At 54.9% G+C, this 880-nt stretch carries 1 protein-coding gene; it reads right to left on the reverse strand.

All coding sequences use genetic code 11. The features are described 5' to 3' along the window. A partial coding sequence (locus ACMWLG_RS25835; protein WP_414763062.1) for a type I restriction-modification system subunit M N-terminal domain-containing protein occupies window positions 1–770 on the reverse strand: 770 nt, incomplete at its 3' end. Window positions 771–880: the final 110 nt, after the last annotated feature.

Raw genomic sequence — 880 nt, forward strand, 5'->3', positions numbered from 1 at the left:
ACACAAACCGCATGGGTTTCCGGCTCCAACTCCTGCCCGTGCGGCACCAGCACTGGCGGGATCTTGTCGCGGTTACCGTAGTCGCCCACATGGTTCATGGCATCGGTGAGGAAGCCACCCGTACCACAGGTCGGGTCATACAGAGTTCGAATCAAACCGGGGCTGGCCTCAAACAGGGCATCATCCGGGTCAAGCAGCAATGCGGTCGCCAGGTGAACGATGTCACGCGGCGTCATGAAGTCCTCGGCCCCTTCATTTACCTCGGCACCAAAGCGGCGAATCAGGTGTTCGTAGATGTTACTCATCACCCGATCCGGCACCACGTCCGGGTGCAGGTCGATCTTGGCAAAGTTCTGGCAAATCTTGTACAGCAAGCCCGCTTTCTCCAGCCGGATCACCGTATTGCCAAACTCAAACTCCTCGAAGATAGCGCGGGCGTTATCCGAAAACAGGGCGATGTAGTCTTCCAGATTGCGGCGCGTCTTGGTGCTACCCAGGGTGCCAAGGGAGTATTCAGAGGTGTTGTAGAAGGGGTATTCAGCGGTTGAGCGCAGAATGGTATCCAGCTCAACATCGGCATCCTTGAAAGCGTCATGCGCTTCTCTCACCGCCTCGCGAGTCGGCTCCAGCGCACACTCCAGGCGGCGCAGCAAGGTAAACGGCAAAATGATCTTGCCAAAGTCCGTATGCTTGAAGTCCCCCCACAGGTCTTCCGCGTTCTTCCAAATAAAGTCAGCCTGTGAAGCTGCCGATCCCGTAAATTCGTTCATTCTTGACTCCAACCACCTTTTGCACAGAACGGTACTGTAGTCAATCTGCGAATGTCAACCAGATTTTGCACAAAAGGGGATGGATTTCAATTCCTAGCTAAATCTGCGAT

This window comes from Enterobacter sp. 01-M-02-SI-ECC (assembly GCF_047530595.1).
Classification (GTDB): Bacteria; Pseudomonadota; Gammaproteobacteria; order Enterobacterales; family Enterobacteriaceae; genus Enterobacter; species Enterobacter cloacae_M.